General features: G+C 49.7%; 21 protein-coding genes. 12 read left to right on the top strand and 9 right to left on the bottom strand.

From position 1 onward, the window contains the following. Nucleotides 1–48: 48 nt before the first annotated feature. Complete coding sequence (guaB, locus tag JNC77_RS02795) at nucleotides 49–1,539, bottom strand: IMP dehydrogenase (protein ID WP_374829217.1); 1,491 nt, start codon at nucleotides 1,537–1,539, stop codon at nucleotides 49–51. A gap of 363 nt (nucleotides 1,540–1,902) precedes the next feature. On the opposite strand from guaB, the gene JNC77_RS02790 reads away from it, so the two are divergent. The 7 genes from JNC77_RS02790 to JNC77_RS02760 all read left to right on the top strand — a co-directional run bounded on the left by JNC77_RS02790 (nucleotide 1,903) and on the right by JNC77_RS02760 (nucleotide 10,306). Further along, complete coding sequence (locus JNC77_RS02790) at nucleotides 1,903–4,212, top strand: bifunctional salicylyl-CoA 5-hydroxylase/oxidoreductase (RefSeq protein ID WP_374829215.1); 2,310 nt, start codon at nucleotides 1,903–1,905, stop codon at nucleotides 4,210–4,212. Between the two features lie 14 nt (nucleotides 4,213–4,226). Continuing rightward, the gene (locus JNC77_RS02785) at nucleotides 4,227–5,009 is read left to right on the top strand and encodes an SDR family NAD(P)-dependent oxidoreductase (protein WP_374829213.1); all 783 of its coding nucleotides are present in this window, start codon (nucleotides 4,227–4,229) and stop codon (nucleotides 5,007–5,009) included. A gap of 2 nt (nucleotides 5,010–5,011) precedes the next feature. After that, nucleotides 5,012–5,860 carry an enoyl-CoA hydratase family protein gene (locus tag JNC77_RS02780; protein WP_374829211.1) on the top strand — a complete coding sequence of 283 codons (849 nt, stop codon included), beginning with the start codon at nucleotides 5,012–5,014 and terminating at the stop codon, nucleotides 5,858–5,860. Nucleotides 5,861–5,864: 4 nt separating this feature from the next. Further along, nucleotides 5,865–7,034, top strand: a complete 1,170-nt coding sequence (locus JNC77_RS02775; protein WP_374829209.1) for an acyl-CoA dehydrogenase family protein — start codon at nucleotides 5,865–5,867, stop codon at nucleotides 7,032–7,034. Between the two features lie 70 nt (nucleotides 7,035–7,104). Continuing rightward, nucleotides 7,105–7,500: a RidA family protein gene (locus JNC77_RS02770; RefSeq protein ID WP_374829207.1), complete on the top strand. Its 396-nt coding sequence runs from the start codon at nucleotides 7,105–7,107 to the stop codon at nucleotides 7,498–7,500. A 24-nt stretch (nucleotides 7,501–7,524) separates the two neighbouring features. Continuing rightward, nucleotides 7,525–9,489, top strand: a complete 1,965-nt coding sequence (locus JNC77_RS02765) for a 3-hydroxyacyl-CoA dehydrogenase NAD-binding domain-containing protein (RefSeq protein ID WP_374829205.1) — start codon at nucleotides 7,525–7,527, stop codon at nucleotides 9,487–9,489. Between the two features lie 112 nt (nucleotides 9,490–9,601). Further along, nucleotides 9,602–10,306: a class I SAM-dependent methyltransferase gene (locus JNC77_RS02760; RefSeq protein WP_374829203.1), complete on the top strand. Its 705-nt coding sequence runs from the start codon at nucleotides 9,602–9,604 to the stop codon at nucleotides 10,304–10,306. Between the two features lie 49 nt (nucleotides 10,307–10,355). On the opposite strand, the gene JNC77_RS02755 is transcribed toward JNC77_RS02760, so the two are convergent. After that, a complete protein-coding gene (locus JNC77_RS02755; RefSeq protein ID WP_374829201.1) occupies nucleotides 10,356–11,759 on the bottom strand; it encodes an MATE family efflux transporter in 1,404 nt (467 codons plus the stop codon). Nucleotides 11,760–11,980: 221 nt separating this feature from the next. On the opposite strand from JNC77_RS02755, the gene JNC77_RS02750 reads away from it, so the two are divergent. Next, nucleotides 11,981–12,166: a tautomerase family protein gene (locus JNC77_RS02750; protein ID WP_374829199.1), complete on the top strand. Its 186-nt coding sequence runs from the start codon at nucleotides 11,981–11,983 to the stop codon at nucleotides 12,164–12,166. 64 nt (nucleotides 12,167–12,230) lie between these two features. On the opposite strand, the gene JNC77_RS02745 is transcribed toward JNC77_RS02750, so the two are convergent. After that, complete coding sequence (locus JNC77_RS02745; RefSeq protein ID WP_374830459.1) at nucleotides 12,231–13,007, bottom strand: ferredoxin--NADP reductase; 777 nt, start codon at nucleotides 13,005–13,007, stop codon at nucleotides 12,231–12,233. A gap of 100 nt (nucleotides 13,008–13,107) precedes the next feature. Here JNC77_RS02745 and JNC77_RS02740 point away from each other — a divergent pair, with 100 nt between their 5' ends. Beyond that, nucleotides 13,108–13,428, top strand: coding sequence for a hypothetical protein (locus tag JNC77_RS02740; protein WP_374829197.1), 321 nt, complete (start codon nucleotides 13,108–13,110; stop codon nucleotides 13,426–13,428). Nucleotides 13,429–13,480: 52 nt separating this feature from the next. Further along, nucleotides 13,481–14,086, top strand: a complete 606-nt coding sequence (locus JNC77_RS02735) for a helix-turn-helix transcriptional regulator (RefSeq protein ID WP_374829195.1) — start codon at nucleotides 13,481–13,483, stop codon at nucleotides 14,084–14,086. On the opposite strand, the gene JNC77_RS02730 is transcribed toward JNC77_RS02735, so the two are convergent. Next, complete coding sequence (locus tag JNC77_RS02730; protein WP_374829193.1) at nucleotides 14,083–15,540, bottom strand: MFS transporter; 1,458 nt, start codon at nucleotides 15,538–15,540, stop codon at nucleotides 14,083–14,085. The two genes, JNC77_RS02735 and JNC77_RS02730, sit on opposite strands and share 4 nt — an antisense overlap. 393 nt (nucleotides 15,541–15,933) lie before the next feature. On the opposite strand from JNC77_RS02730, the gene nspC reads away from it, so the two are divergent. Then, on the top strand, nucleotides 15,934–17,031 hold the full coding sequence (gene nspC, locus JNC77_RS02725; protein ID WP_374829191.1) for a carboxynorspermidine decarboxylase: 1,098 nt from the start codon (nucleotides 15,934–15,936) through the stop codon (nucleotides 17,029–17,031). Between the two features lie 75 nt (nucleotides 17,032–17,106). Next, complete coding sequence (locus tag JNC77_RS02720) at nucleotides 17,107–18,348, top strand: saccharopine dehydrogenase family protein (protein ID WP_374829189.1); 1,242 nt, start codon at nucleotides 17,107–17,109, stop codon at nucleotides 18,346–18,348. A 78-nt stretch (nucleotides 18,349–18,426) separates the two neighbouring features. On the opposite strand, the gene nadC is transcribed toward JNC77_RS02720, so the two are convergent. The 5 genes from nadC to JNC77_RS02695 all read right to left on the bottom strand — a co-directional run bounded on the left by nadC (nucleotide 18,427) and on the right by JNC77_RS02695 (nucleotide 23,612). Next, nucleotides 18,427–19,278 carry a carboxylating nicotinate-nucleotide diphosphorylase gene (gene nadC, locus JNC77_RS02715; protein ID WP_374829187.1) on the bottom strand — a complete coding sequence of 284 codons (852 nt, stop codon included), beginning with the start codon at nucleotides 19,276–19,278 and terminating at the stop codon, nucleotides 18,427–18,429. A gap of 20 nt (nucleotides 19,279–19,298) precedes the next feature. Next, nucleotides 19,299–20,273: a quinolinate synthase NadA gene (gene nadA, locus JNC77_RS02710; protein ID WP_374829185.1), complete on the bottom strand. Its 975-nt coding sequence runs from the start codon at nucleotides 20,271–20,273 to the stop codon at nucleotides 19,299–19,301. A gap of 66 nt (nucleotides 20,274–20,339) precedes the next feature. Continuing rightward, nucleotides 20,340–21,233 carry an NUDIX hydrolase gene (locus JNC77_RS02705; protein WP_374829183.1) on the bottom strand — a complete coding sequence of 298 codons (894 nt, stop codon included), beginning with the start codon at nucleotides 21,231–21,233 and terminating at the stop codon, nucleotides 20,340–20,342. 176 nt (nucleotides 21,234–21,409) lie between these two features. After that, on the bottom strand, nucleotides 21,410–22,264 hold the full coding sequence (gene panC, locus JNC77_RS02700) for a pantoate--beta-alanine ligase (RefSeq protein WP_374829181.1): 855 nt from the start codon (nucleotides 22,262–22,264) through the stop codon (nucleotides 21,410–21,412). Between the two features lie 109 nt (nucleotides 22,265–22,373). Beyond that, nucleotides 22,374–23,612, bottom strand: coding sequence for an alpha/beta hydrolase (locus JNC77_RS02695; protein WP_374829179.1), 1,239 nt, complete (start codon nucleotides 23,610–23,612; stop codon nucleotides 22,374–22,376). Between the last annotated feature and the right edge of the window lie 106 nt (nucleotides 23,613–23,718).

Below are 23,718 nucleotides of genomic sequence, written 5' to 3'. Positions count from 1 at the left end.
CGCTTTGAGAAAAGCGGGCTTTTTTAATGTAATATTCAATCAAGCTTATTATGCGCTTGGGTAATTCGGGCTTTCACGGGTGATGGTCACACCATGTGAATGGCTTTCCCTCAAACCTGCATTAGAAATACGTACGAAAGTTGCTTTTTCGCGGAATTCTTCCAGATTTTTTGCGCCCACATAGCCCATTGATGCGCGAAGACCACCAGCCAACTGATGCAGCACATTGCCGACAGGGCCTTTGTAAGCCACCTGACCTTCAATACCTTCCGGTACCAGCTTCAGTTCGTCACGTACTTCTGCCTGGAAATAACGGTCGGCAGAACCACGAGCCATTGCACCAACCGAACCCATACCGCGGTAAGCTTTGAATGAACGCCCCTGATGCAGGTAAACTTCGCCCGGGCTTTCTTCCGTACCGGCAAGCAAGGACCCAGCCATAGCAGCAACCGCACCAGCGGCCAGTGCCTTGGCGAAATCGCCGGAGAATTTGATACCACCGTCAGCAATCACCGGAATATTGTGTTTCTGCGCCACTTCAACAGCCGACATAATGGCTGAAAGCTGCGGAACCCCAACGCCTGCAACAATTCGGGTGGTGCAGATTGAGCCAGGGCCAATACCAACCTTAACAGCATCGGCACCGGCATCTATCAGCGCCAAGGTACCACCGGCGGTTGCCACGTTACCAGCCAGAATGCGAACACCGCTGGAGAGTTTTTTGATGCGGGTCACTGCATCGAGAACGCGCTGCGAATGGCCGTGGGCTGTATCAACAACCAACAGATCAACGCCGGCATCAATCAGACGTTCGGCACGTTCAAAACCGTCTTCACCAACACTGGTGGCCGCAGCTGCACGCAGACGGCCTTGCGCATCTTTGGCAGCATTCGGGTTTAGTTGGGTTTTTTCAATGTCTTTGACTGTAATCAAACCAACGCAACGACCGGCATCATCAACAACCAGCAATTTTTCAATGCGGTGTTGATGCAGCAAGCGCTTGGCTTCGTCCTGATCCACATTTTCACGCACGGTGATCAGGTTTTCATGGGTCATCAGCTCATGAATTTTCTGATCAGGATTGGATGCAAAACGCACATCGCGGTGGGTTAGAATACCAACCAGACGACCTGGTGTACCATTTGCCCCTTCAACAACCGGAATGCCGGAAATGTGGTGCGCGGACATCAAAGCCTGTGCTTCAGCCAGAGTAGCATCCGGAACAATCGTGACCGGATTGATAACCATACCGGATTCAAATTTCTTGACGCGGCGAACTTCTTCAGCCTGACGTTCCGGTGTCAGATTACGATGAATAACGCCAATACCACCGGCCTGCGCCATCGCAATGGCCAGACGCGATTCGGTTACAGTATCCATTGCAGCTGAAAGCAGCGGCAGGTTGAGTTCAATATCACCGGCAATAATTGTGCGCAGATCTGTCTGACCCGGCATCACCTCAGAGTGACCCGGCTGCAGCAGCACATCATCAAATGTTAGGGCTAAATGTCCCGTAGGCGTTTCAATAATTTTTGCCATTGCCAGTTCCTTTAAATAACAAAAGGCTGCTCAGTCATACATTGGTTCTAAAACAACCATGGGGGGCAGAGCAGCGAATTCTCAAGTATTTTTCCTTGGATTGGCAAGGGCTGGTAACACGATTATGGCAAAATGAAAAGTCAAGAATAAAAACTATTTGTTGGAACTCTCAATTTTGTGAAAATTCGCCGTCAAATCAGCGCTTTTCATCAAGGCTGTCCGTTCCGACCAACCGATTGGATTCTCAATTCATGATAAATCTTGAAAATGGTGCTTGACGCAGACCTGTTCCCACCTAATACTTTAAGCATAAACTATTTTTAAAGCCGGCAAAGATCGGTGCGTCGAACAAGGGAACATATCATGCGTATCGTCTGCATCGGCGGTGGTCCGGCAGGGCTGTATTTTGCACTTTTGATGAAGAAACTGCACCCCGAACATCATATTCGTGTGGTTGAGCGCAACCGCCCTTATGACACATTCGGCTGGGGTGTAGTGTTCTCTGACGCAACGATGGAATCCATGCAGGAATGGGATCCTAAAAGCGCCAATGAAATTCAGGATGCATTCAACCATTGGGATGATATTGAGGTGCTTTTCAAAGGCACCAAACAGCGCACATCCGGCCACGGCTTTGTTGGTATCGGGCGCAAAAAACTGCTCAATATTTTACAGCGCCGCTGCGAGGAATTGGGCGTGGAGCTGGTTTTTGAAACCGAGGTCAACAGCGATCTCGATTATCAAGATTCCGACCTGATCATTGCCAGTGACGGCGTGAACTCGAAAATCCGCAATCACTATGTCGAAATTTTCAAGCCGGATATGCTCAAGCGGCCAAACCGTTTTATCTGGCTTGGTACCGACAAACTCTATGATGCTTTTACCTTTGATTTCCGCAAAACCGAACATGGCTGGTTTCAAGCGCATATTTATAAATTTGACGATCAGACCTCGACATTTATTATCGAAACCACCGAAGACACCTATCAGGCTTCCGGCTTCGACGCGATGGATCAGGATCAGGCCATCCACTTTTGCGAAAACCTGTTTTCGGAAGTGCTTGAAGGTGCATCGCTCAAGAGCAATTCCCGTCATTTGCGTGGCTCTGCATGGCTCAATTTCAACCGTCTGATTTGCGAAAAATGGAGCCATTTTAACGGTCATTCGCATGTGGTGTTGATGGGTGATGCAGCGCATACCGCGCATTTTGCCATTGGTTCAGGCACCAAGCTTGCCATTGATGATGCGATTGAACTGACCCGCCAATTTGAAATTCACGGCCATGACAAGAGCCATATTCCGGCAGTGCTGGAGGATTACGAGGAAATCCGCCGTGTTGATGTGGCGCGCATTCAAAATGCGGCTCGCAATGCGATGGAATGGTTTGAAGTCGTCGGCCACCGTTATGCCGATGTAATGGCGCCGGAACAGTTCATGTATTCGATGCTGACCCGCTCGCAGCGTATCAGCCATGAAAATTTACGTCTGCGCGATGCCACATGGCTTGAAAATTACGAGCGTTGGTTTGCCAAACAAGCAGGACTTGCGATAAATGATGAGCGCTCGCTGCCGCCGATGTTTACGCCTTACACCATGCGGGGCACAGTGCTGCCAAACCGCATTGTGATGTCGCCAATGGCGATGTATTCGGCTGAAGATGGCCTGATTAATGATTTCCACATAGTGCATTTAGGCAGCCGTGCCATTGGTGGCGCGGGGTTGATTTTTGCCGAAATGACCTGCGTGTCACCCGATGCCCGCATCACGCCGGGCTGTCTGGGGCTTTGGAATGATGAACAGATCGAGGGCTGGAAACGCCTCGTCAATTTCATCCATCAGAACAGTTCAGCCAAGGTCGGTATTCAGCTTGGTCATGCAGGGCGCAAGGGTGCTACTAAAGTCGCTTGGGAAGGCATCGACCAACCGCTGGAAAGCGGTGGCTGGCCGCTCTATTCCGCATCAGCGATTGCCTATCTGGAACATGGTGTCACGCCAAAAGCGATGGATCGCGCCGATATGGACCGCGTCAAAGCGGACTTTATCGCCGCCACCAAACGAGCCGCCGAAACCGGTGCCGACTGGTTGGAATTGCACGTTGCCCACGGCTATCTGCTGGCAAGCTTCTTATCGCCGCTCACCAATATCCGTACCGATGAATATGGCGGCTCTCATGAAAACCGTGCTCGCTATCCACTGGAAGTGTTTGAAGCGGTGCGTGCCAATTGGCCGGAAGTCAAGCCGATTTCCGTGCGCCTTTCCTGCCATGACTGGGTGGAAGGCGGCAATACGCCGGATGATGCTGCCATTTTTGCAAAAATGTTCAAAACGGCTGGTGCGGATATGATCGACTGTTCTTCCGGCCAGACATCAAAAGCTGAAAAGCCGGTCTATGGCCGTCTGTTCCAGACACCATTTTCCGACAAAATCCGCAATGAAGTGGGCATTGCGACCATTGCTGTCGGTGCGATTTCGGAAGCCGATCACGCAAATTCCATTATTTCCGCAGGTCGTGCTGATCTATGCGCCATCGCCCGTCCGCATCTGGCCGACAATGCATGGATTTTACATGAAGCGGCCAAAATCGGCATTAAGAGTATTGCTTGGCCGAAGCAATATCACTCGGCCAAATATCAGTATGAAGCCAATCTCGAACGAGCGGCGGCGCAAAAATAACAACAGGAATTGCCATGCAAAAAGATGCAGCATTGCTGAACGGCCATCATGCATTGATCACCGGTGCTGGTTCGGGCATCGGCGAAGAAATTGCGCGCCAGCTTCATGGTGCCGGAGCCAAGGTAACATTGGCTGGACGCCGTTCCGAGCCATTGCAAAAGCTGGCAAATGACTTGGGCAGCGGCAGCTTGGCGCTTGGTGATTTTGACGTTACATCTTCTGCCGCCATTCACGCAGGCCTTGAAAAAGCGCGTGCGCAATTCGGCACGGTTTCAATTCTCGTCAATAATGCCGGACAAGCCCCAACCGAGCTGTTTGAAAATATGAGCGACGAGCAATGGGAAGAGATTATCGCGGTTAATATGACCAGCGTTTTTCGTCTTTCCCGTGCGGTATTGCCTGACTTAAAACTGCACGGCGAAGGGGCAAGGCTCATCAATATTGCATCCACTGCGGGGCTGAAAGGCTACCGCTACGTGTCTGCTTATTGTGCGGCCAAACATGGCGTTATCGGCCTCACCCGTGCGCTGGCGCAGGAGCTCGCCAAAACCGGCATTACAGTCAATGCGGTCTGCCCCGGTTTCACCGACACGCCACTCATTCAAAAATCCATTGAAAAAATTATTCACAAAACAGGACGTACGCGAGAAGAGGCTGTGGCGACACTGGCCAGCACCAATCCGCAAGGCCGCCTCATTCAGCCGAAGGAAGTTGCCAATTGTGTTTTATGGCTTGCAGGCTCCGCCAGCGGTGCCATTAACGGACAAGCCATCAGCGTCTCGGGAGGAGAAATATAATCATGGTTACACAGAGCAGTATGGGCGCGATGCAAAAGCCTTTAAAAGATTATACGCCTAAGCACTTTCTGTGGTCGGTCAGTGATGATGGTCGTGTGGCGACATTGACCCTTAATCGGCCAGACCGCAAAAACCCGCTGACTTTTGAAAGTTATGCCGAGATGCGCGATTTGTTTCGTGATCTTGTCTATGCCTCCGATATCCGTACGATTATTTTAAAGGGTTCCGGCGGCAATTTTTGCTCCGGCGGCGATGTGTTTGAAATCATCGAGCCGCTGACAAAAATGACCATGCCCGACCTCATAGCCTTTACCCGCATGACCGGCGATCTCGTCAAAGCAATGCGCAATTGCCCGCAGCAAATTATTGCCGCTGTTGATGGTGTTTGTGCCGGTGCCGGTGCGATACTTGCTATGGCGGCAGACTTACGTCTCGCCACCCCTGAGGCTAAAACCGCATTTTTGTTCACTCGCGTTGGTTTGGCCGGTGCGGATATGGGCGCTTGCGGAATTCTGCCGCGTTTAATCGGTCAGGGACGGGCGGCTGAACTGCTTTATACCGGTCGCTCAATGAGTGCCACAGAGGGCGAGGCATGGGGCTTTTACAATGCGCTTCATGCTAAAGATGAGCTGGATGCAGCCGCTGAAAAGCTAGCCCGTACGATTGCCGATGGCCCGTGGTTTGCCCATGGCATGACCAAAAACATGCTCAATCAGGAATGGTCAATGGGCTTGAACGAGTTGTTGGAAGCCGAAGCTCAGGCGCAAGCCATCTGCATGGCGACACAGGATTTCACCCGCGCTTTTGAAGCCTTTGCCAACAAACAACGCCCAGCCTTTGAAGGAAATTAAGGCGATGGATAAAACCAGCCTTGCCCCTTCCACCGAGCATCTGCAATGGCCGTTTTTTGACGAAAACCATAAGGCTATTCATACGAAATTGCATAGTTTTGCCATCAGTGGCGCGCTTGAACATATCAATCATGAAGATACCGACAATAGCTGCCGTAAATTGGTGAAACAACTTGGCGAAGCAGGATTGCTGGCAATCGCCACCGGCAATGCAGGGCAGAATATTATTGATTCACGCGCTGTTTGTCTGGCACGCGAAACACTGGCTTGGCATGATGGTTTGGCGGATTTTGCCTTTGCCATGCAGGGGCTTGGCACCGGCGCCATCGGCCTTGTCGGTTCAGATCAGCTGAAACAAGACGTGCTGCCGAAGGTCACCAGTGGCGAATGGATCGCAGCTTTCGCACTCTCGGAAGAAGAGGCTGGTTCCGATGTTGCAGCCATGCAATGTGCAGCCACTCGCGAAGGCGACTATTATGTGCTGAACGGCGAAAAAACATGGATTTCCAATGGCGGCATCGCCGATGTCTATACGCTCTTTGCCAGAACCGGCGAAGCGCCGGGCACAAGAGGCATTTCAGCTTTGGTCGTCTATGCCACGGATCCGGGATTTTCGATCACCAAACGTATTGATGTGATCGCGCCCCATCCGTTGGCAACCATCCGTTTTGACAATTGCCGCATTCCGGCAGGTCGGCTGCTTGGCAATGCTGGTGAAGGCTTTAAAATCGCCATGCGCACTCTCGATATTTTCCGCGCCTCAGTTGCCGCCGCCTCAGTGGGCTTTGCCCGCCGCGCCTTGGATGAAGCGTTAAACCACGCCAAAACCCGTAATATGTTTGGGGCGAAACTCATCGATTTACAGCTGACCCAAGCAACCCTTGGCGATATGGCAACCGACATTGATGCGGCCGCCCTCCTCACCTATCGCGCGGCATGGCGGCGTGATGTGCAAAAACTGCCGACAACGCGTGAAGCGGCGATGGCAAAAATGCAAGCATCCGAAATGGCGCAGCAAGTCATTGACCGCGCCGTACAGATGTTTGGCGGACGCGGTGTCGCACGCGGTGAAATTGTTGAAAGCCTTTACCGCGAGATACGGGCTTTGCGCATTTATGAAGGCGCCACCGAGGTGCAAAAACTCATCATCGCCCGCGAATTGATGAAAACATGAGACTTAAACCTGCTCGCATGAGCGCCGACCAATCCTTGGCCGTGAAGGCTCTTAATTATCCGGAGTAGACATGAAAAAAATCTTGCAACCTGAAGGTTGGGCAGCACCAATCGGCTATGCCAATGGTATTGAAGCACAAGGGCGCACCATTTTTGTCGGCGGACAAATCGGCTGGAACGGTCAATGTCAATTTGAAACTGATGATTTTGTCGGCCAAGTGCGCCAGACTTTGCAAAATATTGTCGATGTGCTGGCTGTTGCCGGTGCAGGGCCTGAGCACCTGACCTCAATGACATGGTATTTTATCGACAAAAAAGAATATCTCGACAATATGAAAGGCATTGGTCAGGCTTACCGCGAAGTAATCGGCAAGAACTTTCCGGCCATGGCCGCCATGCAAGTGGTGGCGCTCATTGAAGACCGAGCGAAGATCGAAATTCAGGCCACTGCGGTTATTCCTGACTAAGCCAAATTCAAGAAAGGCTGCCTGATGACGAGCTCCCATTCAAGCACACAATTTTCTGATACAATCAGTGCGATTGTTGAAGATAATGTCATGCTGATTACCATTGATAACCCGCCGGTCAACGCAGTCAGCGCCTCGGTGCGACAGGGTTTGATGGCGGCTCTCGATCAGGCAGAAACAACAGACACCATTCAAGGTGTTGTGATAACCGGTGCGGGCAACACTTTTGTTGCCGGTGCCGATATTAAAGAATTTGGGCAACCCGTCACCGAGCCAACCCTGCCGCAAGTGACCCAGCGACTGGCAAATTTCGGTAAAACCATCATTGCCGCCGTCAATGGCGCGGCCTTGGGTGGAGGTGCCGAAATTGCCATTGCCTGCCATGGCCGTGTAGCGAGTGAAAAAAGTATCTTCGGGATGCCGGAGGTGAAGCTCGGGCTTGTACCGGGTGCTGGCGGAACACAACGTCTGCCGCGTATGATTGCTGTCGATATAGCACTCGATATGATCGGCACAGGCCGCACGCTCAAAAGCGTTGAATGCTTGGAAATCGGGCTGATTGACGAATTAGCAGATGAAGATACGCTGATAGCACACGCAAAAAATGCAAGCCTCAAACCAGCACCAAAGCGCGTGACACCGCAATATGATGCGCAAAAATTCGCAAATATTAAAACCGGTATTTTGCGTAAAAGCCGCGGGCAAAATGCGCCACGACAAGCCGTCGAACTAGTGGAACAAGCCAAACAGATAGACTTAAACGAAGGACTAGCACAAGAGCGGCAAATATTTTTGCAACTTAGAGACAGCGATGAAGCGAAGGCGCTGCGCCATGTTTTTTTGGCTGAGCGTATGGCCAAAAAACCAGCAATGCTGGAAGGTAGCAGCCCGAAAGATGTTAAAGTTCTAGGCATCGTCGGTATGGGGCTGATGGGCTCCGGCATTATCGTCTCGGCACTCAATGCCGGTTATCAGGTGATCGGCGTTGAACAGACAGAAGAAGCAGCCCTTGCCGGACATCAGCGAATTTTAGGACTTTTGGAGAAAAACCTGCAATCTGGTCGCTTAAGTGCGGATGCCTTCGAGCGCCAGAAAAAAGCGCTGACCATTGCCGGAAATCTGGAAAGTTTGGGCGTAGCTGATCTCGTCATTGAAGCGGTGTTTGATGATTTGGAAGTCAAGGTAAAACTGTTTCAGGCACTGGATCAAATCATTCGTGCCAATGCGATCCTTGCCACCAATACCAGCTATTTAAACCCTGACGAGATTGCCGCCGCCACACTTTATCCGCAGCGCGTTATCGGTATGCATTTCTTTTCACCAGCCCATATTATGCGGTTAGTGGAAGTCATTCACACGGGAAAATCTGATCTGCAAGCCGTTGCTACCGGTTTTGCTGTCGCCAATAAAATGCGCAAGCTACCGATTTTAAGCGGTGTGATTGAAGGTTTTATCGGCAACAGTATTTTTTCGGCCTATCGGCGTGAAGCAGAATTTTTGTTGGAAGATGGTGCCTATCCGCAAGATATTGACGCGGCGCTCGAAGACTATGGTTTCGCCATGGGGCTTTTTGCCGTTTATGACATGGCAGGTCTGGAAATTGCCTGGGCAAAGCGCAAACGCGAGGCTCTCACCCGTGACCCGCAATTGCGCTATGTCAAAATTGCCGATCAGCTTTGCGAGCTTGGTCGTTTTGGCCAAAAATCCGGCCTTGGCTGGTATCGATACACACAAGGCAAACGCGAGATTGATCCGGTTGTGACTGATTTGATTGATGCAGCACGAAGCGAAAAAAACATCACACCGCACAAGTTTAGCAGAGAGCAGATACAACAACGCCTGCTGCAAGCCATGCAAACCCAAGGCAATCTCTTGCTGGGAAATGGCATTGCAGCGAGCGCCAGCAACATTGATCTGGTGATGATCAATGGCTACGGCTTCCCAGCCCATAAAGGCGGCCCCATGTTTGCCTGTGCTATTGACGAGTAAAAACTGTTTTTAGCCGTTTTCTATCTAAAGTGACAAACTCACTCATTGTGCGTTTACTTTTATGCTTTATTGGATGAAATAATAATATTTCAGCCGATACAGGGATTTTATCATGGCCAATACTGCGCAAACGCCTGAAGGGGAAACTCCATCCCGTGACCCATACAAGGATCGCAAAAGCCTTGAATTTTCATTTCGTGCCAAGCGTTTCGAACATATCCGCAAACTGATTGAAGCAGCACTGGCTGAAAAAGAAAAAGTAGAAATTCTGGATCTCGGCGGTTCAGAAAAATACTGGCTGATCGGTGAGGACTACATCAATCAGCATCGTGACCGCTTGCATTTCACCCTGATTAATCCGGAAAAGCAGGAAGAAAAGAATACAGATCTATTCACCTTCATGATCGGTGATGCGACAGCGCCTGATTTATTCACCGGCAAAAGCTTCGATATCGTCCATTCCAATTCGGTGATTGAACATGTCGGGAACTGGGATGCTATTACCCAGTTTGCCGAAAATACCCGCCGTTTGGGCAAGCGCTATTATATGCAAACGCCAAACCATTGGTTTGCTTATGAGCCTCATTTCCGCTTTATCGGCTTCCATTGGCTGCCGGTTTCGGTGCGCGTCTGGTTAATGACCAAAATGCGGCTTGGCTTTTTTGCCCGTCAGGAAAGCACTGAGGAGGCCCGTTTTCATGTTGAATCCATCCGTTTGCTGAACAGCAAGCAAGTTAAAACTCTCTTTCCGGATGCCAAGATTGAATATGAAATGGTTGCCGGTATGGCGAAATCAATCATGGCAATCCGCGATTAATTCTTCAATTATAAAGCATAAAAAACCGCCCTTCGGGCGGTTTTTTATGTCAAACAAGCTGGCTCAAACGACGGGTTTCAATTTCGAGTAATTTTATCCAGCGCCTTGTCATCAACACGGCAACCATCGCAAGGCCTGCTGCCAAGCCAATCCAGATCCCCATACCCTTCCAATCTGCCCAGAAGGCCAGTGCTGCACCCAGCGGCAAACCAATGCCCCAATATCCAAGCAGCGCCAATAACATCGGAATACGGGTGTCTTGCAGCCCGCGCAACATACCGGCCGCAACCACCTGCCCGCCATCAAAAATCTGGAAAATTGCCGCCAACACCAAATAAGACATTGCCAGTTGGATCACTGCGGCATTGGCCGGATCATTTAAAGGCAAGAAAGCCCCGATGAAAACTTTTGGCATAACTGTCATCAAAAATGCCATGAAAGCCATAAAGCCGATGCCTAAAATATAAGAGCTCCAGCCGGCATAATAGAGCCCCTTGGCGTCACGCGCACCGTAAGCGCGCCCGACACGCACTGTCGCCACCTGCCCAAAACCAAGCGGCACCATAAAGCTCAAACTTGCAATCTGCATCGCGACCGCATGAGCTGCCAGTGATGTCGGGCTAATTTTACCCATCATCAAAACAGCTGCGTAAAAAATTGACGATTCAAACACGAAGGTCAGCCCCATCGGCAGCCCCAAGCGCCACAGTTCCAGCAGACGCGGCCAGTCAGGACGCCAGAAACGGCCAAACATGGCATAGCGCCGGAACTTCTTATGGGTGACAATCACCATTGCCAACCCGAAGAACATCATCCAGCTGGACAAGGTGGTGGCAATACCTGCCCCGCGCAAGCCCAGTGCCGGCAAACCGAAATGGCCGAAAATCAAGCTCCATGCAGCTAAAGCGTTAAAGGCAATCGCCATCATCGCAATCAGCAGTGTCCAGAGCGGTTTTTCAAGTGCTGCCAGAAACGAACGCAAAACGATATAGCCAAGATAGGGCAACAACGCCCATTGCAAAGTGTGCATCAGCTCGATTGAGCGCGCCGCTACATCAGGGCGTTGACCGAGAGCGATGAAAATATGTTCCGCATTCCAGAGCATGATCCAGAAGGGAATGGAGATCATGATAGCTGTCCATAACCCCTGACGAACGGTGCGGCGAACCTCGCGCACCGAATGTCTGTTTTTACCCAAAGTGATCGCCACCATCGGCATAACGGCTGTGACCAGTCCCATGCAGAAGATCATGGTTGTGTGGTAAAAAGACGTTGAAAGTACCGCTGAAGCCAAAGTGTCAGGCCCCAAACGACCGATCAGAATCACATCGGTTGCGGTGAGAGCTGCTTGTGACAAATTGGTAAGGATGAGCGGCCATCCCAGCTTCATGGCACTGATGAATTCAGCGCGCCAGCGTGCTGTGCCGCTTTCGGGCATTACTTGTGTTGTCATGCAAACAGCCTCCGGCACTGTACCTCACTATTAGCGATTTACAGGTGAGCAATGCCATTATAAAAAATGTTATTCAAAGTGCTGATAAATCTTCAGAACTTAACCGATACCAGAGCTTTCGAGATAATCAACACCACAATTAGATTTTATGATGCTGATATAACATCATATCAATACTGATCCTTCTTACACAGCATCAGTCACAAAGGCAGGAGCGCATAATGCCACTGGTCAGAATTTCCATGTTATCCGGGCGTAGTGACGAGGAAAAGCATGAGCTCGCACAAGAAATAACGAAAAGCTTTGAGCGTATCTGGAATAATAAACCCGAAGCCATCACCATCATATTTGATGAGGTGGAAAAAACGGACTGGATTGTCGGCGGTGTGCCTTATTCCAAAAAATAATATAAAAAACACCCCTGTCTTGAACGAGACAGGGGTGTTTTTATTGATCATGAAGCATCAAGACTTACTTCTCGACAAATGCCTTTTCGATCACGAAGTGACCGGCTGTGGTCTGGCTGCCCTCTTCCAAACCCTGACCTTCCAAAATCTCGCGCATTTCAGCAAGCATTTCAGGGCTGCCGCACAACATCATGCGATCGTTTTCTTGATCAAAAGCCGACATATTGATGTCGGAGAATAATTTCCCCGAGCGGATGAGATCAGTCATACGACCCTGATTTTTATAAGCTTCACGGGTAACGGTCGGATAATAAATCAGCTTTTCACGCACCATTTCGCCCAAAAACTCATCTTCAGGCAATTCTTTAGTGATGAAATCTTTATAAGCAAGCTCGGCCACTTCACGCACACCGTGCACCAAAATAACCTTTTCATAGCGCTCGTAAACTTCCAGATCACGGATGATCGACATGAAAGGTGCAAGGCCGGTGCCGGTTGATAAAAGCCAGAGGTTTTTGCCCGGCAACAAATTATCATAGAGCAATGTGCCGACTGGTTTTTTACCAGCCAGAATCTTGTCGCCAACTTGTAAATGCTGCAAACGGGATGTCAGCGGGCCATTCGGCACTTTGATGGAGAAGAACTCCATCTGTTCATCATAAATGCTACTGGCGATGGAGTAAGCGCGCAGCAATGGTTTGCCTTCAACTTCAAGGCCGATCATGATGAATTGGCCGCTTTGAAAACGAAAACCCTGATCGCGCGTGGTACGGAAAGAAAACAACCGGTCTGTCCAGTGATGAACTTCAAGGACGGTTTCCTGATTGAAATTGCTCATGATGGAATGTGTCTCTGCTTTGCTACCAGATTGATACCTGAGGGACTTGGGAAACCCGACAGGCTGATGAAATATTCAAAAAATAAGCGCTGTTTCATGAACCATGAAAACAGAGCTTAAATTCAAGTTCCCGGACTGTGTCCTGAACATGCAGCCATTGCGGTCAGGCAATATCAACGCGCTTGTTCGAACCACCAATGAACATGAGCGCCATTACCAATCCGGAATAATGTCTGACGCCGAAATAATCTTTATCAGCACAGACATCAAGCCTTTTTGCCATCCGGCACGGAAACGTAAAAGCACCAGCCATTGGTTGACTGTCGTATTCTTTTTCCTTGCCGCTTGCGCCCTTAACATCAATCGTTTATTTTACAAGGAATGTCTTTTTAAAATAGATTGCGTTGAAGATGTCAAGAAATGACCTACTAAATTCCGAAACTATCTTGGCACGTTCTCCCGGGCAGCGGATTTTGATGCTGTTAAAAATGCATGGCGCCAATACAGCCGCTGTTTTGGGTAAAAAACTGGGCATCACCGGTGAAGCCGTACGCCAGCAATTGGTAAGGCTCAATGAAGAAGGTTTGGTTGTCTCTTATTCACAAAGCCGCGGCGTGGGTCGCCCGTCGCAATATTGGGATTTGACGGCACTTGGTCACGCAAGATTTCCCGATACGCATGCGCAATTAACAGTGCAGCTTTTAAGCTCTATACGCGATTTATTAGGGCAAGATGCACTTGATATACTGATCAGCGCCCGCGAAAACCAAACGCGCGAGCTTTACCAGAGCGCCATGAACCAAACTATAAGCTTGACAGAGCGCGTGGCAAAACTGGCAGAACTTCGTTCGTCAGAAGGCTATATGGCGGAAGTGGAAACGGATAAGGACGGCAGATTGATTTTCATTGAAAATCATTGCCCGATTTGTGCTGCTGCAACAGCTTGTCAGGGCTTTTGCCGTGCGGAGCTTAATATTTTCCGCGCGCTTTTAGGAACAGATGTCAAAGTCGAGCGGGAGGAATATATCTTGTCGGGCGACAGACGCTGTACCTATTCGATACAGCGTCTGGAAGCACATTAAGCAGCCATTTCAACCGACTCTTCAGCAACCGGCTTTACAGCCCGTTGTTTGCGTAAACGCACGACGATGCGGGTCATGAAAATCGCCAGCACCGGCAAGGCCGTCAAGGAAATAAACAACCACAGAGCTGCATTGGCAACGCCGCCAGCACCACCCGGATTGCTCAAACCGGCCAGATTAGCGATAGTTCCGGCTAAGGCCGCACCAAAAGCTGTTGTGACCAACTGAACAGTGGTGAGTGAGGCAGACGCAAGGCCTTGCTCGTTTTGCGGGGTGATCTGCAACACATTGGCAAGCAAATGCGGCCATGTCAGACCAACACTATAACCAACGATGAAAAGACTGATGCACATTGGTGCCAGATCAAGCCAGCTACCATGACTTCCGCCCGGCACCATCAGTGCCAGAATGATCAAACCGGTCAATCCAACAAAAGGCGCCGACACAATCACACGATTGGTATTGCTGGCAGAAAGGCTGGATGTGGTGAGTGAGCCCAATGTCCAGCCAAGCCCCATCAAGGCTGCCAGATAACCAGCAACCAATGGTTTTTGGGCATGTAATGTCTGGAAGAACAATGGGATAAAGACTTCACTACATGTGACCATCAAGCTCAACAACGCCATAGTGATATAAAGCGGCGCAAGCTTTTTCATGTTGAAAGCATCACGCGGCAACACATGATTGGGCGATTTGCGCTCAATGACATAGGTCAATGCCAACAGTGCGATTGCCGCCAAAATGCCCAGTGCATTATAAAAGAAGGACGGTGAAAGGCTTGCCCATGACACCAGTAAAACGGCTGCGGTCAACAGCACCAATTGTGCCCAAGGCAAACCGCCCGTTTTATCCCCCTTGCCGGCTTCTTTCGGCAGAATAAACACTGCCAGCAAACCAAACAGCACAATCACCGGAATGATCGAACCGAACGCCATGCGCCAATGGCCATATTGCGCGAATACACCACCAATGGCAGGGCCAACCAGTGATGCCACGCCCCACATGCCGGAAATCAGCGCAATAGCAAAAGTCCAAAGCCGTGGTTCGAACACCAGACGCACCATCGAGAAAGACAAAGCCAGCAAAAAGCCGCCGCCAAAACCCTGCACACTACGCCCGGCGAGCATGATTGGCATGGAAGGCGCAAAAGCACATATCGAAGTGCCGATGGCAAAGATGATTGCAGCAACTAGATAGGCGTAGCGTGGCCCCACCTGACCCAGCAGGCGTGGCGCCATCATTGAACCCAAAATGGAGGCCGCTACGAAAAGCGTAGTATTCCATGCATAAAAATCAAGACCGCCAATATCTTGAATGACAGTTGGTAAAATCGTTGTCGAGATAAATACATTAATTGCATGCAGAGCCACACCGCCCACCAGCGTTAGACTGCGAATTGCATTGGAGCCGGAAAAAAGCTGACCCCAGCTTCCGGCTTGTTGTTGAGTTTGCATCTTATGTCCTTCAAACCAGCATTGCCGGCATAAAAGCCCTATCGCGAGTGAATAATTATTATGAATTAATAATCGCGGACTGCAAAAAGCAGTGAGAGCTATGTCGATTGTCGACTAATCCCGACACTACATTTTGTCAAGACATCGCTTGGAAAATTATAAGTTGGGAATTTGATAAAAACTGCCTATATAGGATTAACAGCAGCGCTTAATATATTTGGTATAAAGCAATGTCGCATATCTAACCTGCAAAGCTTGGTATTGCGGTTCTTGGGTATTCTATATATTGCATAAGATAAATTAAGCAGCTGCATCTTTGTAATTACGTCACAAGCTTACTGTAAGCTTCAGGCTAAGTGCAGCAATTAACATTTCTTTCCCGATGGAATGCTCATGATCCAGACCCCTTATTACCTGATCGATAAGTCGAAGCTTTTGCGCAATATGGAAAAGATTGCTTATGTGCGCGAGAAGTCCGGTGCCAAAGCACTGCTGGCTTTAAAATGCTTTGCTACATGGTCTGTGTTTGATCTGATGAGCCAATATATGGATGGCACCACCTCTTCATCCTTGAATGAAGTGAAGCTTGGCCGTGAGAAATTCGGCGGTGAAACCCATGCCTATAGTGTGGCTTATGCCGATTATGAAATTGATGAAGTGATTGAAAATGCCGACAAGATCATTTTCAACTCGATCAGCCAGCTGGAACGCTTTGCCGACAAAGCTTCATCCATTAAACGCGGCCTGCGCCTCAACCCGCAGGTGAGCACTTCAAGCTTTGATCTGGCCGATCCGGCACGCCCTTTCAGCCGCCTTGGCGAATGGGATGTTACAAAGGTTGAAAAGGTGATGGATCGCATCAGCGGCTTTATGATCCACAACAATTGCGAGAACAATAATTTTGCCCTGTTTGACGAAGTTTTGAGCCAGACAGAAGAAAAATTCGGCTCGCTTTTGGAGCGCGCTGAATGGGTAAGTCTTGGCGGCGGCATCCACTTTACCGGTGATGATTATCCGCTTGATGCTTTTTGCGCCCGATTGAAACAGTTTTCCGAGCGCTTCCATGTGCAGGTCTATCTGGAACCAGGTGAAGCTTCGATTACCAAAAGCACCACGCTGGAAGTCACAGTCCTTGATACATTGTTCAACGGCAAAAACTTGGCCGTTGTCGACAGCTCGATTGAAGCCCATATGCTGGATCTGCTGATCTATCGTGAGACCGCAAAAATGGTGCCTAATAATGGCAAACACCAATATATGGTTTGTGGTAAATCCTGCCTTGCCGGTGATGTTTTCGGTGAGTTCAACTTTGAAAAAGAATTGAAAATCGGCGATCGTTTGTCTTTTGAAGACGCAGCCGGTTATACTATGGTCAAGAAAAACTGGTTTAATGGCGTGAAAATGCCCGCTATAGCAGTTCGCGAATTAGACGGTCAAATCAATGTGGTTCGCGAATTTACCTTCGCGGACTTCGAGCAGTCTCTTTCTTAAACAGAAGGCTTGAAACTCCTTCTTTTTAAGAGACTTGGTAACTGGTGTAAGTAATTAAAAGGTGCATCAACATAAATGAAGAAGAACGTTCTCATCATCGGCGCCGGTGGCGTAGCACAGGTCGTGGCGCATAAATGCGCTCAAAACAGTGATGTATTAGGAGATATACACATTGCGTCCCGGACGGTTGAGAAATGCCGCGAAATTATTAAATCCGTGCATGACAAGAAGAACCTGAAAACTCCGGTTAAGCTTGAAGCTCATGCGCTGGATGCTCTTGATATCGAAGCCACTAAAGCTCTGATTACCAAGCTTGGCGTCAATATCGTGATCAATGTCGGCTCGCCCTTCCTCAATATGTCTGTTTTGCGCGCTTGTATCGACACGGGCGTAGCCTATATGGACACAGCCATTCACGAAGATCCGAAAAAGATCTGCGAGACCCCGCCGTGGTATGGCAACTACGAGTGGAAACATGCTGCCGAATGTGAAGAAAAAGGCATCACTGCCATTCTCGGCATCGGCTTTGATCCCGGCGTGGTCAATGCCTATGCACGACTGGCTGCCGACGATTATCTCGATGAAGTTAAATCCATCGATATAGTCGACATCAATGCCGGCGATCACGGCCATTGGTTTGCCACTAATTTTGATCCGGAAATCAACTTCCGCGAATTTACCGGCACCGTTTATTCCTGGCAGAACCAGGAATGGCAGAAGAACAAAATGTTCGAAATCGGCAAAGAGTTCGATCTGCCGGTGGTTGGCAAACGCAAAGCCTACATGACCGGCCATGATGAAGTGCATTCGTTGTCGAAAAACTATCCGAATGCCGATGTGCGCTTCTGGATGGGCTTCGGTGATCACTATATCAATGTTTTCACCGTGTTGAACAATCTCGGCCTTCTCTCCGAACAGCCGGTTAAAACCGCTGAAGGTCTGGAAGTTGTGCCGCTGAAAGTGGTCAAGGCTGTACTGCCGGATCCGGCATCATTGGCTCCAAATTATGTTGGCAAGACCTGCATTGGTGACTTTGTGAAGGGCACGAAAGACGGCGCTGAACGCGAAGTCTTTATTTATAACGTTGCCGACCACAAAGAAGCCTATGAAGAAGTGGGGAGCCAAGGCATTTCTTACACTGCCGGTGTTCCGCCGGTTGCAGCAGCCATGCTGATTGCATCGGGTGAATGGGATACCAAGCGCATGGTCAATGTGGAAGAACTGAACCCGCGTCCGTTCCTGCACATTATGAACCATATCGGTCTTAAAACCCGCATCAAAGATGCAGATGGCGACCGCGCTCTGACATTCGAATAAAATATGAAAAAAAGCCCCCGACAGGTTTTGGGGGCTTTTTTTAACGACACCTATCAGCATGCAAAAGCTTCTCAACGACTAAGCTTCAAAATCCAAGCCGATATCAAGATTTGGTGCACTATGGGTCAACCAGCCGATTGATAAAAGGTCAACGCCGCTTTCGGCAATTGCCACCGCTGTTGCCGGTGTGATACCGCCCGATGCTTCGGTGATCGCGCGACCATCAACAATCTTCACCGCCTCCACCAACATAGCTGGCGACATATTATCAAGAAGCACCGCATCGACACCAACAGCCATTGCTTCATGTAATTGCTCAATCGTGTCGACCTCCACCTCGATTTTCACCATATGGCCGACATTGGCGCGCGCGCGTTTGATCGCCTCGCCAACACCGCCTGCCACCGCCACGTGATTGTCTTTAATCAGCACCGCATCATAAAGTGCAAAACGATGGTTTTTAGCGCCCCCTGCCCGCACGGCATATTTTTCTATCGCACGTAAGCCCGGCATAGTTTTGCGGGTGCAAGTGACATGTGCTTTGGTGTGGTTGACCGCCTGCATTAATTGATAGGTCACCGTCGCAATACCGGATAGATGGCCCAGCAGATTAAGGGCTGTGCGCTCCGCCATCAAAAGGCTGCGCGATAATCCACTGACCTTGGCAATGACAGATCCCGCCTCCAGCTCATCACCATCCTGGCAAAGTGGTTGAAACCCCACGCTCGGATCAACCAGCTCAAAGCTTAGAGCAGCAAGATCCAAACCTGCAATCACACCTTTGGTGCGGGCACGAAAAACCATTATCGAGCGATGATCCGCCGGAATAACGGCATTGCTGGTAATATCACCCGCAAGACCTAAATCTTCGGATAAAGCAGCACGCACCAATGGCTCTATCGTGAAGCGCGGCAAAGAGGTTAATGTCATGATGATCTCCTGCTTATTTCTTATTTAACCGCCAGCATCCGCTCGACTGCAAAGCGTGCAGGTGCTGCAATCGCCGGATCAATCACCACTTCATGGCGGTTGTTTTCCAACGCATCACGGATGTTTTTCAAGGTGATCAACTTCATGTGCGGGCAGAGATTGCACGGGCGGATAAAATCCACTTGCGGATGCTGCACGGCCACATTGTCGCTCATCGAACATTCGGTCAAAAGCACAACGCGGGCAGGTTTTTCAACCGCCACAAAATCCGACATCATTGCGGTGGAGCCGGAAAAATCGGCAACTTCTACCACTTCGGGTGGACATTCGGGATGCGCCAAAATCACCACGCCCGGATGGCTATCGCGCAGTTCGGTAATATCTGATGGCGTAAAGCGTTCATGGACTTCGCAATGGCCTTTCCATGCGATGATTTCGACATCGGTTTCACGCGCAATATTTTGTGCCAAAAACTCGTCGGGTATCATCAGCACTTTCGTCACACCTAAAGATTCCACCACCTTTTTGGCATTGCCCGATGTGCAGCAAATATCAGATGCAGCCTTCACTGCCGCTGATGTGTTGACATAAGTGATAATCGGCACACCCGGATGGGTCTGACGCAACAGAGCGACATCTTCGGGTGTAATTGAGTCTGCTAATGAGCACCCTGCCCCCAGATCAGGGATCAGTACTGTTTTGGACGGGTTCAGCAATTTAGCCGTTTCAGCCATGAAATGCACACCCGCCACCACAATCACATCAGCATCCGCATTGGCGGCCTCACGCGCCAGCGCCAGACTGTCGCCAACAATATCTGCTACCCCGTGAAAGATTTCCGGTGTTTGGTAATTATGCGCCAGAATAACCGCATTGCGGCTGCGCTTGAGCTCTAAGATCGCCTCGACATCATCTTGATAAGACAGCCATTCGGCTTTTGGCAAAACACGTGCGACGCGCTGGTAAAGTTCTGAAACTGATGTGAATTGGTTCATGACCCCTCCTTATACTCTTTATGAGTATATTATGGGTGCGCAGATATACTCATAAAGAGTATAATGTCAACCGCGGGAGAGAGGTAATTTTGATCCGGTTAAAGCGCGTTCTTCAAGGATGGAGTGACGGAAACGGAAAAGCTTGGCCGGACGCCCCCCGGTTTCGCTGTCGCTCTCGCCGGTTTCTTCCACCAAGTTCTGCTGCTCCATCAAGCGGCGGAAGTTTTGTTTGTGCAGACGTAAACCCGCCAGCGCTTCCACAGTGCGCTGTAATTGCAGCAATGTGAAGGTTTCCGGCATCAGTTCAAACACGACTGGCCGATATTTGATCTTGGCACGCAGACGTGCAATGGCGGTTGCCAGAATGCGCCGGTGATCAGCAAACATCGGCATACCAAACCCGCTTTGATGCCCCGCCTCTTTAACCAAACCAGCTTCGAATAATAATTCATAGCGTTGCAGGGTCAGGTCTTCATTCCAGCCGCCATCATCAAGCCCAAAGGCAAAAGCAATGCGGCGATGACGATAGCTTGCCTGTTTGGCATCACCCGCCATATTCGCCCAGTTTTTAAGTGCTATTGCGATTTCATCCAAACATTCAGGCTGCCCCTGACGATGATCTTCCCACGGAAAATATTCATACCAGCCGCGCCAACCAGCACCACCTTGAGCCGCCGGATTTTCCCGTCCCAAACCTAAATAGCTGATCGAAATGGTGCGCTGACCATCAGGATGACGATCACGGTCGGCAAATGTGTAAAGCTGTTCCAGATAGCCAAGCGGACAATTGGTTTGTGCCTGCACCCAAGCCCGCAAACCTGCTTGCAGCGAGCGATGGCCCGTTTCAAACGGCCCCGAAGGCAAGGCTGTGCCCTGACTGATTGTCATCACGCGCGGTTCTTCCAGTGTGACCGCCGCCAAAACCGCGATCAACTCTGTATGGGCAATATCGCTTGTCACGTTAATAATAAATTTCCTGCATTAAAGCGTAAAAAACAAAATCAATCATAACCCGAACAGACGTTCAAAACAAATAGTTGCCAAGATTTTACAATCAGGTTGTCGCATGTTTTCAACCGTTGCGTAGCCACAATACGGTTTTCACAACAAGCTGAGAGAGAATAAGCTGAACCTGCCTATCTTTTGACCTTAAAAACGCGATTATCCAACAGTTTGGTTGTGCCGATCCGCACAAAAAGGGCGACCAGTAAATCATCATCTTTTAAAGAACTGACACGTTCCAATGTATGAGGATTTCTAACCGCCACCATCTCTGGCTCCGCCAAGGGTTCGGTTCTGATAAAATCACTCAAAGCCTCTTCCAAACCGGCTGCATTGAGTCCCCCTTCGGAAACCAATTTTTCAGCCAATACCAGCGCCTGCGGAACGATAACAGCTGCCTTTCTTTCGCCTTCGCTCAAATAACTATTACGCGAAGAATAGGCCAAACCATCGGGCTCACGCACTGTCGGCACTGCGATCACCTCAACAGGCATCAGCAGATCTTCAACCATACGCTTGATGATCACAACCTGCTGAAAATCCTTCTCGCCAAAATAAGCACGATCCGGTTGCAAAATATTGAAAAGCTTGGATACAACAGTTGCCACTCCTGCAAAATGGCCGGGGCGCACTTCGCCTTCCAATTGCGAACCAAGGGTCGGCACATCCACCACCGTCTGCATGGGTTGTGGATACATTTCACGCACCGATGGCGCAAATAATACATCGACACCGCCTGCGCGCAATAAGCTAGCATCACGCTCCAAATCACGCGGATATTTCGACAAGTCTTCATTGGCACCAAATTGCAGCGGATTGAGAAACACCGACACAATGGTGAAATCATTATTCTCGCGGGAATGGCGCACCAGTTCCATGTGTCCTGCATGCAAATATCCCATTGTCGGCACGAAACCGACAGACTTCTCAAGCTTGCGTTGACCGGCAATCAGGCTGCGCAGCTCAGAGATGGTGTGGATAATTTGCATGATGCCCCCGCGATATGTCTATGCGTGCATCTGGTAACGATTTTTCTGCCCGAAAACAACAAAAAGTCCGGTATAAATGAATATATCGGACTTCTGTATCAGTCATCAATTACTGACCTGTCGCACTTTCTAACGTGCCGCCAATCGCCTGACCAAAACGGTCGATCTGCTGGTTATAAGTGCGTCTTGTCGTTGGGTCGAAAATCGCAATTGGTGTACTGACCGCAACAGAAGCAGCGCTACCTACACCTTGCCCGACCCCCAAGGCCACGGCACCAATACGCTCACCCAAACCAATATCGGAATCGGTGATGGTTTGTCCGGCAACGAGCCGCTTGCCGATCAATTGCACCACTTCAGGACTTTCAGCAAATTTACCATGATTAAGACGGTCACCAACCTTCAGCTTGGTAAGATCAATGACGGTAATACCTGTTGCCTCCAAGGCCGAGCGATAAGGCTCTTGTCCGGGATTGATTTGTCCCAAACGATCAATATTGCCCGCAATACGACGCGAGACTTTAAGTGCGCGATCATCCTGCGAAACAAAAATTGTCATTTTCGGCGCTTGTTTCTGCATGACACGCCATTGCTGGCTAAACACATCCACGTCCAGATCAGGCGACGCCAAGATCACATCCTTCACCTTCGGCATGATATGTCCGTCACGGATGGCAATCTGGCGCAAGGTTTCCATGGTCAGCCATGTACCCATCGAATGCGCCATGATGGTGATATCTTTAACTTTTGGATGGGCGGCAGCCGCACGGATCACCTCTTCCAGCGCATCGCGCGAATAGGTGGTGCTGTCTTTATCATAATTATAATCGAAAATGCTGGCGCGGGACGGCCATGTGAAAATGATCGGCGCTACTTTTGCTTCTGAGTCATGCACAATCTGCGCAAAACGATAGACCGAATCTTCAAATGTATTGTTGAAGCCGTGAATGAAAATCATCACGCTGCCATTGGCAGGAATATGTTTATCAAGCCATTGCTTCTCGCCGTCTTTTTGCTCAAGACCGGCGACACGATAAGTGGTAAACTCTTTTAACGGATTAGCAGGCAATCGTTTTGGCCATTGCACCTGTCCGATTGTACGGTTGGCATCCGGCGGAATCGAAATACCAATATCGGTTACAATCAAACTGCTGCCACGTTCTCCTGAAAATAATGTACGCGGATCATAGGTCGGCATACGTGTGGTTGTAACCAGCAAATCAACCTTGGAAACGTTTGGCTCATTAACAGGAACCGGTATCAAAACCCCTTCCGGTCGGGAAGCGCAACTGCTCAGCACCAAGCTGAAGGCAAGAATGCACACTATCTGCCTGAATGAATTGAGCAAGAAAAACCCCGTACAACTATCTTGAAGACTGCGGCAGTCTGTTTGATCGCAATGTCAGAGTCCAGCGTAAAGACAAGTTGTCCGGTGCTTTTTTATGTGCGAGACG

The organism is Paenochrobactrum pullorum, from assembly GCF_041929845.1.
Lineage (GTDB): Bacteria > Pseudomonadota > Alphaproteobacteria > Rhizobiales > Rhizobiaceae > Paenochrobactrum > Paenochrobactrum pullorum.
Note: the sequence above shows the minus strand (reverse complement) of the source record. Positions and strands in the feature narration are given on the sequence as shown.

Coding starts and splice junctions, on each gene's coding strand:
- guaB (WP_374829217.1), bottom strand. CDS start 1,539: ATGGCAAAAATTATTGAAACGCCTACGGGACATTTAGCCCTAACATTT.
- JNC77_RS02790 (WP_374829215.1), top strand. CDS start 1,903: ATGCGTATCGTCTGCATCGGCGGTGGTCCGGCAGGGCTGTATTTTGCA.
- JNC77_RS02785 (WP_374829213.1), top strand. CDS start 4,227: ATGCAAAAAGATGCAGCATTGCTGAACGGCCATCATGCATTGATCACC.
- JNC77_RS02780 (WP_374829211.1), top strand. CDS start 5,012: ATGGTTACACAGAGCAGTATGGGCGCGATGCAAAAGCCTTTAAAAGAT.
- JNC77_RS02775 (WP_374829209.1), top strand. CDS start 5,865: ATGGATAAAACCAGCCTTGCCCCTTCCACCGAGCATCTGCAATGGCCG.
- JNC77_RS02770 (WP_374829207.1), top strand. CDS start 7,105: ATGAAAAAAATCTTGCAACCTGAAGGTTGGGCAGCACCAATCGGCTAT.
- JNC77_RS02765 (WP_374829205.1), top strand. CDS start 7,525: ATGACGAGCTCCCATTCAAGCACACAATTTTCTGATACAATCAGTGCG.
- JNC77_RS02760 (WP_374829203.1), top strand. CDS start 9,602: ATGGCCAATACTGCGCAAACGCCTGAAGGGGAAACTCCATCCCGTGAC.
- JNC77_RS02755 (WP_374829201.1), bottom strand. CDS start 11,759: ATGACAACACAAGTAATGCCCGAAAGCGGCACAGCACGCTGGCGCGCT.
- JNC77_RS02750 (WP_374829199.1), top strand. CDS start 11,981: ATGCCACTGGTCAGAATTTCCATGTTATCCGGGCGTAGTGACGAGGAA.
- JNC77_RS02740 (WP_374829197.1), top strand. CDS start 13,108: ATGAAAACAGAGCTTAAATTCAAGTTCCCGGACTGTGTCCTGAACATG.
- JNC77_RS02735 (WP_374829195.1), top strand. CDS start 13,481: ATGCTGTTAAAAATGCATGGCGCCAATACAGCCGCTGTTTTGGGTAAA.
- JNC77_RS02730 (WP_374829193.1), bottom strand. CDS start 15,540: ATGCAAACTCAACAACAAGCCGGAAGCTGGGGTCAGCTTTTTTCCGGC.
- nspC (WP_374829191.1), top strand. CDS start 15,934: ATGATCCAGACCCCTTATTACCTGATCGATAAGTCGAAGCTTTTGCGC.
- JNC77_RS02720 (WP_374829189.1), top strand. CDS start 17,107: ATGAAGAAGAACGTTCTCATCATCGGCGCCGGTGGCGTAGCACAGGTC.
- nadC (WP_374829187.1), bottom strand. CDS start 19,278: ATGACATTAACCTCTTTGCCGCGCTTCACGATAGAGCCATTGGTGCGT.
- nadA (WP_374829185.1), bottom strand. CDS start 20,273: ATGAACCAATTCACATCAGTTTCAGAACTTTACCAGCGCGTCGCACGT.
- panC (WP_374829181.1), bottom strand. CDS start 22,264: ATGCAAATTATCCACACCATCTCTGAGCTGCGCAGCCTGATTGCCGGT.